This window comes from Oleiphilus sp. HI0132, assembly GCF_001635845.1.
Window position 1 is genome coordinate 1 of the sequence record NZ_LWGJ01000080.1, and the last position, 13,528, is coordinate 13,528.

The 13,528-nt window shown below is 45.8% G+C and carries 12 protein-coding genes; 5 read left to right on the plus strand and 7 right to left on the minus strand.

Annotated elements, in window-relative coordinates:
- Positions 1-75: 75 nt before the first annotated feature.
- A complete protein-coding gene (locus A3766_RS01085; RefSeq protein WP_231882806.1) occupies positions 76-2,715 on the minus strand; it encodes a hypothetical protein in 2,640 nt (879 codons plus the stop codon).
- Positions 2,716-3,051: 336 nt separating this feature from the next.
- Here A3766_RS01085 and A3766_RS01090 point away from each other — a divergent pair, with 336 nt between their 5' ends.
- From A3766_RS01090 to A3766_RS01100, 3 genes are read left to right on the plus strand one after another with little or no spacing between them, the layout of a single operon-like run.
- Complete coding sequence (locus A3766_RS01090; RefSeq protein WP_231882807.1) at positions 3,052-4,374, plus strand: hypothetical protein; 1,323 nt, start codon at positions 3,052-3,054, stop codon at positions 4,372-4,374.
- Positions 4,375-4,386: 12 nt separating this feature from the next.
- On the plus strand, positions 4,387-6,906 hold the full coding sequence (locus A3766_RS01095; RefSeq protein WP_082906993.1) for a LamG domain-containing protein: 2,520 nt from the start codon (positions 4,387-4,389) through the stop codon (positions 6,904-6,906).
- 26 nt (positions 6,907-6,932) lie between these two features.
- Positions 6,933-8,534 carry a general secretion pathway protein GspF gene (locus tag A3766_RS01100; RefSeq protein ID WP_068633717.1) on the plus strand — a complete coding sequence of 534 codons (1,602 nt, stop codon included), beginning with the start codon at positions 6,933-6,935 and terminating at the stop codon, positions 8,532-8,534.
- A 38-nt stretch (positions 8,535-8,572) separates the two neighbouring features.
- Here A3766_RS01100 and A3766_RS01105 read toward each other — a convergent pair whose 3' ends face one another.
- From A3766_RS01105 to A3766_RS01115, 3 genes are all read right to left on the minus strand, one after another.
- Positions 8,573-8,836 carry a nucleotidyltransferase domain-containing protein gene (locus A3766_RS01105; RefSeq protein ID WP_255375271.1) on the minus strand — a complete coding sequence of 88 codons (264 nt, stop codon included), beginning with the start codon at positions 8,834-8,836 and terminating at the stop codon, positions 8,573-8,575.
- Positions 8,837-8,882: 46 nt separating this feature from the next.
- Complete coding sequence (locus tag A3766_RS01110; protein WP_231872337.1) at positions 8,883-9,305, minus strand: nucleotidyltransferase substrate binding protein; 423 nt, start codon at positions 9,303-9,305, stop codon at positions 8,883-8,885.
- 135 nt (positions 9,306-9,440) lie between these two features.
- Complete coding sequence (locus A3766_RS01115; protein ID WP_197475726.1) at positions 9,441-10,370, minus strand: FAD:protein FMN transferase; 930 nt, start codon at positions 10,368-10,370, stop codon at positions 9,441-9,443.
- A 140-nt stretch (positions 10,371-10,510) separates the two neighbouring features.
- On the opposite strand from A3766_RS01115, the gene A3766_RS29395 reads away from it, so the two are divergent.
- Together A3766_RS29395 and A3766_RS01125 are read left to right on the plus strand one after the other, a co-directional pair.
- The gene (locus tag A3766_RS29395; RefSeq protein ID WP_068508473.1) at positions 10,511-10,903 is read left to right on the plus strand and encodes a nucleotidyltransferase domain-containing protein; all 393 of its coding nucleotides are present in this window, start codon (positions 10,511-10,513) and stop codon (positions 10,901-10,903) included.
- Between the two features lie 22 nt (positions 10,904-10,925).
- Positions 10,926-11,351 carry a DUF86 domain-containing protein gene (locus A3766_RS01125; RefSeq protein WP_068508475.1) on the plus strand — a complete coding sequence of 142 codons (426 nt, stop codon included), beginning with the start codon at positions 10,926-10,928 and terminating at the stop codon, positions 11,349-11,351.
- A gap of 38 nt (positions 11,352-11,389) precedes the next feature.
- Here the strand turns inward: A3766_RS01125 and A3766_RS01130 are convergent, their stop codons facing one another.
- From A3766_RS01130 to A3766_RS01140, 3 genes are all read right to left on the minus strand, one after another.
- Complete coding sequence (locus A3766_RS01130) at positions 11,390-12,787, minus strand: MBL fold metallo-hydrolase RNA specificity domain-containing protein (RefSeq protein ID WP_068641492.1); 1,398 nt, start codon at positions 12,785-12,787, stop codon at positions 11,390-11,392.
- A 108-nt stretch (positions 12,788-12,895) separates the two neighbouring features.
- Complete coding sequence (locus tag A3766_RS01135) at positions 12,896-13,195, minus strand: type II toxin-antitoxin system RelE/ParE family toxin (RefSeq protein ID WP_068567266.1); 300 nt, start codon at positions 13,193-13,195, stop codon at positions 12,896-12,898.
- Positions 13,196-13,200: 5 nt separating this feature from the next.
- Complete coding sequence (locus A3766_RS01140; protein WP_068553791.1) at positions 13,201-13,458, minus strand: type II toxin-antitoxin system ParD family antitoxin; 258 nt, start codon at positions 13,456-13,458, stop codon at positions 13,201-13,203.
- Between the last annotated feature and the right edge of the window lie 70 nt (positions 13,459-13,528).

Here is a 13,528-nt window from a genome sequence, read left to right on the forward strand (position 1 = left end):
ACATAAATATCCTTTTTCAATCATGCAACGTTCAACTCATCTCTACACACGAGGAAAATCTCTATGTAATCAATACTAGTTAATTGGTGCCGCAAAAGGGTCGTTAAAGTATTGCGCCCCAAGGTCCAACCATTCAGAAATCAACTTAAGCTCGGATAAAGTGAGATCACCTTCATGAGAACCACCTGCTTCAAACAAGTCTAAAAATGCCCCACTTCTCAAAGCCCCCGCTGTGTTGAGCGTTGGTCCAACCGGCACCGTCTCCTGAACAAAAATGACGTTATCGAACTCATCCAAAAGCGGCTCACCTTCGTCATCTAATACGGGCTGATCACTATCGACTAAGCGGTCAATTAAAATGCCTTCAACCAGTTCAACTTCATTATCATTAAATAATAGCTCACGATAAGACTTATAGTGATCTGGATCGTCAGTTGAAGGACCATTACTCAAATCCAACTGCTCAACCGGAACTTGAGTTTCCCCTTCACTGTCTACATTACTATGACAGGATGTGCATGTACGGTCTTCTTCAAGTTCATCGACGATACGTGATCTCGGCACCGACCATAGAGAATGAATATGTGTTTCATAGTTCACCACTATTCGACACCCTAGCCCCCAAGTCCCTTCACAAGTTTCCTTAATTGGCATTGGTGTCGTTAAATCTTCATAAGCGTAGCTAATATCATTGTCTGTATCGGCAGGAACGACCCACTCATCAGTATAAGTAATATCAGGGCTTAGATTTCGAATACCATAATTTTCGGTATAGGCCTGCGCCATGGTTTCCCCCATTAGCACACCAAAGGGTGTATCTTCATCAGGCCCGGCAGGAGACGTTCCCGGAAAAGGAAGACCAACAGTCTCTGCCCCCGTATTGACCGGTTCAGGACCAGCGCCATTACGCCCATGCGGGACTTCGCTTGCACCCGTGTGGCAACCATTACATTCTATTAATTCCCCTGGAGCGACTTGCAGCCAGTTTTGATGACGCTCACTAGTACGCTGCCCTTTTTCATTTAATACGCTAAGTGCAAAAGCAACATTGGCCGGTACGGTCACCATTACAGATCCATCTGGTTCAATAGGAACATAACCCAGGATTTCCCGCATAGATTGCGCTCGACTTCTACCAAAAGCGGAGTTATCAAAATCACGTACGTTTTCATCAGGTATTGAAACAGCCTTCTCGATTCTTAGAAAACGTTGAGGACGCTCAGAAGGCTCTGTCACCTCAGGATTAGCAAGCGCCGCTAAACCGGCAGGAGACGTATCTTCACCATCAAAGTCATAGACACTGCGAATATGAATCGCTCCTAAACCATTACCAAAGTTTTCCAACTCTACTGGAACGTAGTCTTCCGGTTCTGGCCGACTTGTAACCAACATCACCTGATCGTAGCGATTACCTTCACTCGGTAAGGCAACCACTTTTAAGGTCTTATCGCTCGCATCATAGACATATAAACCATAGAGAGGTGTCGCAGCTTCATAGGTATCTGAAGCGAGTTTCTCTTCGGTACAGTATTCTGGCTGGCCTTGTTGATCACCATCTGTTTCAGCATCGATATCGATCAGGGCAACACGACATAAGCTCCAGCTCACCAAGTAACGGTTTGAGCCATCATAAAGCGGTACAAAAGCGCCATACTGACCGTTTATCGTTTGTTCATCACTTGAGGTGACCCCGTCAATAATCGCGACTTGCGCCTGCCCTTCAATTGCGTCACTGCCATCGATGGCACGGTCTGCATCAATGAATTCATCCAAATTAATCTCGAGAGGTTCTGCGGCAAACGTAGCGCTTTCGAAGGTACGCAATGAAACCGCAATATTACCGTTTTCTAACTCTTTAGGTTTCAAGAACTGAACTTGGTCACCGTCTTCACCTGAATCATGGGAATGGCGGCCATAGAGGTAATTCAAGCCTGTACCGTCGGGGTTAATCTCGTATAAGTTAACACCATTGTTTCGTGTTTGCCCCGCGTTATCCCAACGAGAAAACAGGACTTTGCCGTTATTCAACAGGATAGGGTCTAGATCGTGGCTTTGGTTAAAGGTAAGTTGCTGAATATTTTGTCCATCACCATCCATAATATGAAGGTTAAAGGCGTGTACATTTCGCTCTTCATCAAGTGCAGGATAACCCGTCTTACCTTCATTCAATAAAACAGCCTTGGCACGCGTCTGGCGCGTTGAAGTAAATAAGATACGATCACCTGGAAGGTAGCTGGGTGAAATATCATGCCCATCTTCAGCCCTGACATTCAGCGTACTATCAAAAATACGGCGGAGCGTGCTGCTCTCTATATTATATTCCCAGATATTCCAAGTAGGCTGATCTTCTTCATCGGCATTCTCTATCTCTGGCGCACGCATCGAGAAGAGTAGTTTCTTACCATCATAAGAAGTACTGAGGTCACGTACATCGTAGAGCAGCTCACCGTCGTCGTTTAAGAACGATTCATCAGCAAAGGCTGCCGAAGAAATATCCACCGTTTGAGCATCAAGTGATGCTTTTTGCTTTAGGTATAAAACAGCACCAGGACGAAACGATTGCGGCTCAGCCGCATTATCTGGCTCAACTTCGCCCTCATCATTTTCTAGAGGTCTTTCTATATAAGCTAAAGGTAAGTCAACTACAACAGGATCCGTGCCATCAGAGCTACAGGCAACAATAAGAGGCAGACTGATCATAGCAACAAGGCTCAACAATACCTGTCTCAAAAAGCCCGAATTTGAAGGCTTGGGTAATCTAAAATGCCTTTTGAAGGCTCGATTCAGAAAAACCGAAACGTAAAAAAATGTTAACCTGACATGCTTCACAATATTCTCCCTATTCGACATAATCGAGCCCAGTTAAGGACTTAGACAAGGATTATGTCTCTCAGTATGTCTTCTTCCTAAGTACATTCCAGCGCATTTGAGTTACGCAATGTAATGGTGAGCACTGCCACACAAAAAGCGTCTATCATCTTCAATTAAACTTCAAACATAGAGCGTTTGGGTCTAATTTAAATAAGCTCCGATCCAAAGAGGGAACAAGCTATGAATGTATTTCCTGTATTACCTAAGCTACTGAAACAAATAAAGCACGACGGTTTCTGGCAAGCAGCTATGACGCCAGCATATACAAAAACATTGATCGGAAAAATTAAGCTTATGCACCAGCGCATGAAATTTCTGTCACTTATACTTCTCTCTACACTATTCGTGAGCTCGACTCTAACGGCCGGGGAACGAGAGCAAGCTAAACGTATACATGACAGAATAGCGGGTGTGCCCCCTACTGCAAGTGTACTCGACTCTATGGCGGCGGATATTTTGGCGGGCGAAGCTAGCAATGCGGCCTATACGGCAATGGAACACACTGCTTTCTATGACGTTACGCTAAAAAACCTTGCAGCCCCCTGGACAAATGAAGCCATGTCCAGCTTTGTGCCCTTCAATGACTATATGGCAACCGTAATTGGTTTAGTACGCGATGACGCAGACTTTCGGTCAGTCCTATATAGCGACGTGCTCTATGTCGGAAATTCTTCACTTGGGCTACCAAACCCGAGCATCAGTAGCAACGCGCATTATGAAGCTCTGGAAGATGGCGGACACAGCCTAAAAGAGTATCTGATTGCCAGCACTCAGTCGGAACAATACAACATCCCTAGCGCTGCCGCTGCCGGTATCATGACCACGCGCGCATCCGCTCATGCATTCATGAAAGACGGTACCAATCGTGCACTGTTCCGTTTTACCGTGTTAAACCACTTATGCAACGATATGGAGCAACTTAACGACACCTCCTTACCACCTGACCGCGTCAGGCAAGATGTTTCGCGTAGCCCTGGTGGCGACAGCAGAATCTTCTTAAACAGCTGTGTTGGTTGTCATAACGGCATGGACCCTCTAACCCAAGCGTTTGCTTACTACGACTATGATTACAATGTTGAAAATGACCCAGAGGGTGTAAACGGCCAAATGGTCTATAACCAGGAAGGCATGACCGATGCGAGCACTGGCAGCCGCGTACAAGCAAAGTATCACATCAACGCTAACAACTTTGAGTTTGGCTATATCACGCCAGATGACAGCTGGGAGAATTACTGGCGCTCAGGAAGAAACCAGTTACTGGGATGGGATTCCACCCTCCCCGGCTCTGGAAATGGCGCTGCATCCATGGCACAAGAACTTGCACATTCCGAAGCCTTTGCCGAATGCCAAGTGAAAAAAGTTTTCCAGAATGTCTGCCTAAGAGAACCATCAGACGCTGCTGACCGAGCTGAAGTTGCATCAATGGTCACATCATTCAAAAACAGTGGATATCAACTCAAAAGAGTCTTTGCAGATTCAGCCACCTACTGCATGGGCGAATAGGAGGATATGACAATGAAAGCAACTAATACCTTAAAAAGCATTTGTTTATCACTCCTTGCCCTAATTCTACTTAGCGCCTGCGGTACTGACAGCGGCCAGGAAAATACCGACAACCCTAACACTAACCAAAACACCAGTACCGATGAGTATCTAGGCCCTGCGCCAGAAACTGACGATGCGCTAAAGTTTCAGACCGAGTTTTGGGAAAATATCGTTACTGAAAACCGCTGCGGCGCTTGCCACGGTGCTGATGGTCAGTCCCCTAAATTCGCACGCTTCGACGACGTTAACCTGGCACTTGCTGATGCCAGTAGCTTGATCGATCGAGATGACCCGGCAGAATCGGCTCTTATCACGAAAGTTGCAAACGGCCATAATTGCTGGGCATCTAACGGACAAGGTGGCACCGATATCGGCACCTGTGTAACGATTCTCACTGGGTGGGTCGAAAATTGGGTGGGTGACAATACTGCCAGCACTAATGAAATCATCCTACGCTCTCCACAAATCAAAGACCCTGGGAGCAGTAAGTCCTTCCCTGAGGATACTTTAAGCTACTCAAGCACTGTCTACCCTCTACTCACAGAGTATTGCAGTGACTGTCATGTCGAAGGCCAGCAAACTCCTTTTATTGGCAGCTCCGATGTTGACACCTCTTACCTGGCTGCTCAGAGTCGAATTAGCCTGGAAACCCCCGGCAACTCCCGACTAGTACAACGCTTACTCAATGAGTTTCATAACTGCTGGGAAGTTGGTTGTGAAGCCTCATCAACTGAAATGAGAACAGCGATCGAAGCCTTTTCTAATTCGATCACTGCCGCCGCGATTGACGAAACACTGATTACCAGTAAAGCACTTGTATTGGTGGGTGACGGCATCGTTGCCAACTCAGGTGGCCGCTATGAAGATGATGTGATTGCCCTATACGAGTTCAAAGCCGGTGAAGGTACTCTTGCCAACGACACCAGCGGTGTAGACCCTGCCATCAACCTTGAATTGAGCGGCAACGTCGAGTGGGTCGGCGGTTGGGGCATTAAGTTTGGCGCTTCGTATATCGACGAAGAAACCAATACCCGTGTCGGCAACGGTAAAGCGCAAGGCAAGACCGAAGACAGTAAAAAGCTCTACGATGAAATACGTGGCACGTCTCAATATTCTATAGAGGCTTGGGTTGTTCCAGCGAATGTTACGCAGGAAGACTCGCGCATTGTGTCGTACTCGGGCTCGGCCAGCTCTCGTAACTTTGCTTTGCAACAGACCTTGTACAACTACGACTTTTACAATACTACTAACGACTTCAACGAAGCACTTTCAACCGCCGATGCAGATGAAAGACTTCAAGCCAGCCTTCAGCATGTTGTCGCCACCTACTCCGCGACACAAGGCAGAAAGCTCTATGTTAATGGTGTCTATACCGAAGATGAAGACAGCGTAGCCCCTGGCCTTCTAAATGGTTGGAACGAAAGTTTTGCCCTCGTATTGGGTAATGAAACCGATGGCAACGAACTATGGGAAGGCACGCTAAGGATGCTAGCTATTCATAGCCGTGCGTTAACACAAGAGCAAATCACCCAAAACTATAACTCCGGCGTAGGTGAGAAATTCTACATGCTATTTGGTGTATCTCATCTTGTGGATACCGATGACCCCGACACAGCCGATGACTTTATTTTCTTTGAAGCCAGCCAGTTTGATAGCTTTAGCTACTTATTCTCTGATGCACGCTTTGTCAGCCTTAACGACAATGTTGAACTAGACGACATCACTTTAAGAGGCATGAAGATCGCCATCAACGGGCAAGAAGTAAATGTTGGACAAGTCTACCAAAACCTAAACATTAGTTTGAACGACGAAGACTATGTAGCGGGTAACGGGCAAGTTTTATCTAACCTGGGAACCATCGTTCCTTTGGATAAAGCAGCCGATGAAGACGAGTTTTTCTTAAGCTTTACGGAGATTGGCAGCCGCTCGCGCGATGAAGAGGAAGACATTCCCCCAACGCCTGCTGAACCTGAAGACCTACCTGCTTCGTCAGAAATAGGGCTTCGCACTTTCGATGAAATCAATGCATCGATGTCTGTGATGACCGGTGTTGCCTCAACCGATAGCGATGTAAAAAGCACTTTTGATACGGTGAAACAACAGCTACCAACGATAGAGAATATCGAAGGCTTCTTATCGGCCCACCAAATGGCCGTCACTCAGTTAGCCATTCAATATTGTGACGCCTTGGTTGATGACACAAGCTTAAGAGCTAGCTTCTTTAGCAGCTTTAATTTTAGTGAAAATGCCAATACCGCTTTTGATACGGATGGCCGTAGCCAGATTTCAAGCGCCCTCCTAAGCAACTTTGTTGGTACTAGCTTGGACACTCAACCTAGCGACAGCGATATTAATGATGAGATAAACAGCCTGATTGATACGCTTAGCGCTTGCTCAGCTGACAGCAGCTGTCCCGAAGGTAGAACCGAGATTGTGGTCAAAGCAGCCTGCGCAGCCGTACTAGGCAGCGCTACAACGCTTGTGCAATAAATACTATTCAGTTGAAGGATGAGATTATGATTATCAAACCAACACTCAAACAAACGCTGGATATCAACGCACCTTTGATACACAGTGACCATAAACGCCCTAAAACACGTAGGGAGTTTATCGCCAATGGATTCATGGCTGGCGGCGCTACCGTTTTTGGCTCGTCAATATTCAGCCTTTTCGGAGCACCACGTAATGCTTCGGCCGCGCTATCTTCAGATATTGAAGCCTTAAAAGATAGCTGTGGAATCGCCGTCCAAGGGGCCGGAAAGATCCCTTTTATCTGTATTGACCTGGCAGGCGGTGCCAATATTGCCGGCTCCAATGTATTAGTTGGCGGTTCGGGCGGACAAAAAGACATGCTCAGCACAGCAGGCTATAGCAAACTTGGCATCCCGCCGGATTTTTTACCTCAGGTAAACAATACCGATGGCACTACGAATGACTTCGTTGATGAATCCCTGGGCTTAGCCTTTCATTCAGATAGCCAATTTTTACGCGGGATTCAGGAACGAACCTCTGCGGCAACCCAAGCTGCGATTAACGGCGTGGTAATCCCGGCACGTTCAGAAAACGATACAGGCAATAACCCCCATAACCCGGTTTATGGCATTCATAATGCCGGTGCAGATGGTTCACTTTTAACATTGATTGGCTCACGAAGCTCTGATTCTGGCGGCAACTCCTTAGCACCAATGGACATGATTAACCCGCAGGTGCGCCCGACTAAAATTGACCGCCCAAGTGATGTTACGGGCTTGGTCGATGTCGGTGATTTGATCGGCCTACTAAGCCAGGAAGATGCCGTCGCGGTAATGGAGTCTATTCAACGTATCAGCGATAAGAAAATGGCTCAGATGAATACCGGCCTTCCTAGCGCTGGCGTAAATGTTACCACTGACGAAGTCGTAAAAGACCTTGTACGCTGTGGCTATGTAAAAAGTGCCGACCTGGCAGACCGTTTTGGCAACCCTGCTGACCTCGACCCGGTACAAGACCCGGATATTGTCGGAGCAAGCGGTATCTTTAGTAGTGAAGAATTTCTCAATGACCGCGAATTCCAGAAAGCCGCATCGGTCATGAAACTCGTGATCAATGGCTATGCCGGTGCTGGTACAATCACCATGGGTGGTTATGACTACCATACTGGTAACCGTTCGACAGGTGAAGCTCGTGACTTAAGAGCAGGACGTGTCATGGGCGCTTGCCTGGAATACGCAGCACGAATTGGTGTACCGCTTATGCTTTACGTCTTTTCTGACGGTTCAGTCGCCAGTAATGGCATGGTGGATAACTCTGAACAAGGCCGTGGCAAAGGTGTATGGACAGGCGATAACCAATCAACTGCCGCAGCGTTCTACCTAGTCTATGACCCTAGCGGCAACGGTCGCCCTACTGCGATACGCAACCAGGTTGGCTATATGCGTAGCGACGCATCAGTCGAAACCGCATCAAGCCCTGCTGCCAATAACGTTAACCTACTAGTTCAAACCGTTATGCTGAATTACATGGCACTACACGGCGAGCAAGGCAACTTCGAAAATGTACTGAGTTATCACGGGCTGGGAAGTTCTACTCTTAGGGATACGCTGGTTGGAATGGCACCTATTGTAAATGGGACGATTTGATGAATAAGTAAGACGATAAAGGGGGGGCACCTAAAGTGCTAAGCCCCTTTTGACTCATAAATTACTTGGCCAACTCTCTCAATGTGATCACGTAGCTGCAAGTTCTTAATGTCATGAAAGCAATGCACATCGACTACAAGCGGGATATCAGAATCTGCAAAATCTAACGCTAGTGCTGAGCTCGTAAAACGGTCAATATTATCGCCGACGACAGCAATATCAATATCACTTCGCTCATGATAATTCCCTTTCGCCCTAGAGCCATAAAGCTTTGCATAATCAATCATCTCATACTTAGATATATATCTCGTATCTCGCTCAGAGTTTGCTCACTCAAGCCGAACTGACTCATGATGATACTATTTCTTCTAAGAGTGATGTGTACCACTCATCTAGCATAGGCAAATAACTAATTTTTATGGAATCAATAACCTGTTCGAACTTCGAAAAGTCATAGGTATGACTCATAAGGTTTCGGTCTCCGATCATTCTCAACCAGGTCTCGGCATCATTAATATACTTACTTTGATACGCTTGGCGAACAACCGACTTAGGTGAAATCTGGTCAAGAATAATACCATCAAATTCCATTTTATCTTTGAGAACCTTCCACGCTAGTTCGAAGGTATATTCAAAACGCTGAATAACACCTTCCTTTTCTAACTGGCTAAACGAAGCAATATCTGACTCCACTGCTTCACGTAGCAAAAGAAAAGCTCGCTGAAAGTTCTTAAACCGTTGTTGCCAGCGAATATCTGAGACAGACATCATGACGCGTTACCTAATTCTTTAAAGATGAATATTTTGAAAATCACTATAGCAAGGATCGAGATACGATTCGATGATTTAAAGACCAAGGCTACAGGAGAAAAGAGCCCTAAGAAAGCCTTAGCCGCCTCCTTGAACTTAAGGCCTTCCCAAACCATTGGAATAATGAACCCTTTGCCGTTCATCAATCATAATCGCGTCAATACCTTCTAGTTTATTTATCAAGTCTAAACCTTTTTTCAACCCCAATACGAACACGGCAGTCGATAGCGCATCGGTAGTCGTCACATCAGGCCCGAGAACGGAAACGCTTAGCAGACCGTTCCGAGCAGACCGGCCTGTTTTTGGGGAAATAATATGGTGAACCCTTTCGCCGCTATCATCGATAAAGAATCGCTCGTAGTCACCTGAAGTCGATAAAGCGACATCCGATAAAGGCAGAACAACGGAGTTTTCTTCTTTGTTTCTAGGGTGACGCACCGCGACAAGCCAAGGCTTTGAGCCCTTTCCGCCCAGAAGATACATATCGCCGCCCGCACTTAAACGCGCATGCTTAACACCAAAGGTCTTCAACATCTTAATGCCTTCATCAACAGCATAACCTTTAGCTATTCCGCCTAAGTCAAGAACGACTCCAGGAGAGCTAAAACGTACTGTTTGAGCACTTCTATTTAAAACAATATGGCGATAATCCAGTGCTGGCAACTTTGCATTGATTTGAGAATCAGATGGCTGCGCCTGTTGTCGATAGTCATATAAAAAACCCACAGAGGCAAAGCTGATATCAAAGGCACCTTGGGATAAAGCCGACACAGCCAATGACTTTTCGAGTAAGCTAAACAGCTCAGTCGATATCGATAGTGCTTGCTCAGAGGCAAGTCTATTTACCTTGGAGAGCTCAGATTCAGAAATATACCGCGACATCTTTGCCTCGATATCATTAAAGCGATTCAGCACTGCGCGCTTAGCCTTCTCTGCTTTAATCTTATCGTCTAACCAAAACTCCAAGCTTAAGTTGGTCGTCATCACCTCTGCAGAAAACTCATGCCACTCGGCTTTCAAGGGCATGCTAAGAAAAACTAAGAAGCAAATGAGAAAACTCAAACAGTTTTTCATAATGTTATCCAAAATATCTCTCCAACCACGACGAATAGACCCATCCTAAAATATTGGTTAAAATCAATAAACCCTATTGCTGGAACAACACAATGAACTTGGCACCTAGTAATAAAACTATTGATGCACTTAAGAGTCTCTCTCTTAAAGAAGCGAGTCGAATTGAACTTGTCTGGCTTTATGGTTCACAAGCGAATCATACCGCTGATTGCGCGAGTGATTATGACCTAGCGATAGCGCTACATAAGGAATGTAATCAAGCAGACAAATTCATTCAAGACCTTGAGTATCAATGGTCAAATAATCTAGACCAGAATATATCAATCGTTGATATTAACTCAGTGCCCGTGCCATTGGCTTACAACATTATTGATCTCGGCACTCCGCTCTACATTGGCAATGACTTGCGCCTTCATAGCGAAGAACAGCGAATATGGTCATTATGGAGTGAATATGCCCATGAACACCAGCAACATTATCCTTAAACGGCGTTCCAGAGAATTTACTATGTCGACATACCAAGCCTATGTATTTGCCATCAAAGAACAAGTCGCTCAGCACTTGGCTGGTTTGGATGAGTTGGCCTGCACCATTCAGAAACGCCCCTTAACATTTAACGAACGTAGCGCTGTAGAAAGGAATCTACAGGTTCTTATCGAGGCTGCTATTGGCTGCTCAAAGCACTATCTCAAGAAGATATCTAAACCTGTTCCTTCGGAAGCCCGAGCTAGCATTGAAAGAATCTACGAACAACTCGCCATTACCACTCCTGAAATAAATGAAATGCGCGGCGCAATAGGCATGCGAAACGCCATCATTCATGACTACCTTAACCTTGATTGGAAAAAGTTAGAAGCCGTACTTGCAAAGCAAAAATACTATAATGTGAAAGATTATATCAGCCTGCTCTGTTCTGCACTTCTTAGCGAATAGCTTGTTTTTTAATACCTTTTCTATGGCTACGTTACTCTTTAAGGAATACTTAAACCTACCTCTTCCCCCAATAATTCCCGTAGCGCCTGCTTTAAAGCCTTCTTCGCGTCATCATCACCATGAACAATTCTTATTTCTGAAGGCTTAGCTTTCATGCCTTGCACAAAGTTCAGTAAGTCTTCCTGACCTGCATGCGCAGAGTAACCCGAGATCGTATGTACAGCGGCATTAATCGTATAGCGCTTACCCTCTAGCTCGACATAGCCATTTCGTGTCCCGTAAGTTTGAATATCTCGCCCTGCAGTTCCCTCAGCTTGATAACCTACAAACAGAATATCAGTACGCTTATCTTCAATTAAGGCTTTTAAATAATTAACAATACGTCCACCAGCACACATACCGCTAGCGGCGATCACAATGGCTGGGCGAGCCGTCTTTGCTAAATAATTCACTGTGTCGAGGTGAGTTTGATGATCATCTATCGTGAGTAAATTTTCAAATGACAGAGGGTGTCGACCCACGGCTACCCGACTTTGAGCCTCTGCATCCCAAAAAGGTTTTAGTTGTCGGTAGGTATCAGTAAAGTCGTTGGCCAAAGGTGAGTCGACTATCACTTCAAGCTCAGCCCAATTCAGCGCCCCCTGATCGGCTTTATCTTTAAGCTCATAGATCAATGACTCAAGTTCATACAATAGCTCCTGAGTGCGGCCGATACTGAACGCAGGAATCAAGACCACACCTCTGTCTTGAACAGCACTCTCGATCACTGCCTTAAGTCGCTGCCGACGAGAGCGTCGATCTTCATGATTCTTATCGCCATAAGTGCTTTCAATCACCAAGGTATCACATGCTTCAGGAGGCTTCGGCGCGGCTAACAAAGGAGAGTGAGGAGCGCCTAAATCACCCGAAAAGATAAACGTATGCGCGTCCTTCCCCTGGTTTACACAGCACTCAACATAAGCAGAGCCAAGAATATGACCTGCTGGCTGTAAGCAAATATCTAAACCTTCAAAGACTGAATACAAATCACCATATTTGAGCGGCACAATACGCTGCTTAAGCACCGACATAAATTGTCGGATCATCTGTTTATTACGGGTGAAACCAATCTTCACCGCATCTTCCAGTACCAGCGGTAAAAGCACAGCCGACGGCTCAGAACAGTATATCGGCCCATCAAAGCCAGCAGCGAGAAGATAAGGAATGCGCCCGACATGATCGATATGAACATGGGTCACGACAAGCGCTTTTATATGAGAAACTGGGAAGTCGATTTCAAGCTGGCTTTCACTCGACTGCCCAGAGGTCTCGGCCCCTTGAAACAATCCGCAATCAATCAGAATACCTTGTTGTTCAGAACTGTTTTTATCAGAAATGCGAAGCTCGTGACACGAACCCGTTACGCCATTCACCGCTCCGTGGTGTAGGATTTTCATGTGATGTCCTTATCAATTAAGTTAAGGGAAGAATATCACAACGCTCGCGCTAGATTCCAACAGGATGGTTTCAATCGAGTCTGACCCCGTTGTCAGCTAAATATTGAACTATGTCAGGTGCCGCTGAGGATCTTGGCGACGATGTAATACACGAATAATCTCCACCGTATCGCCTGTAACCCTGTAAAAGAGGGTATGGCTCTCAATAGGTAGGCTTCTGGTGCCAGCTAGAAGTTCAGAGCGATCAACTCCTATCATGGCTTGTTCAGTGAGAGTCCAAAAGTGTTCTTTTATATTTTCAAGGTAGCTATCAGACTGGGTTTTCCCCCATTGCCGCAACCCGTACTGATAGATGTTTTTTAAATCAGTTTTCGCAGCAGGGGCTATAACAAGGTGGCGTGTTGGCATGAAACTTAAGCCATAATATCATTGAACAATGAATCTAAAGAGGATTTTGATTTAATAGAAATACCTTCACCGCTATCTATCTGGCCGGTGCCAACTTTCAGTTGCTCGCGTAAACGAGCCAATTTCACTTCGTGGATCCAGTCCTCGTGCGTATCCATAAAGCGCAATGCTTCACGAATCACTTCGCTGGCATTATTGTATAAGCCACTTTCAACTTTGGCTTTAACGCGAGACTCTAGCTCGGCAGTCAGGGACACATGCATAATGGCCTCCAAGAGTAAAAATTTATAAATTTCATGCTAGGCAAAAATACAAGCATTGTCAATCTTTGTA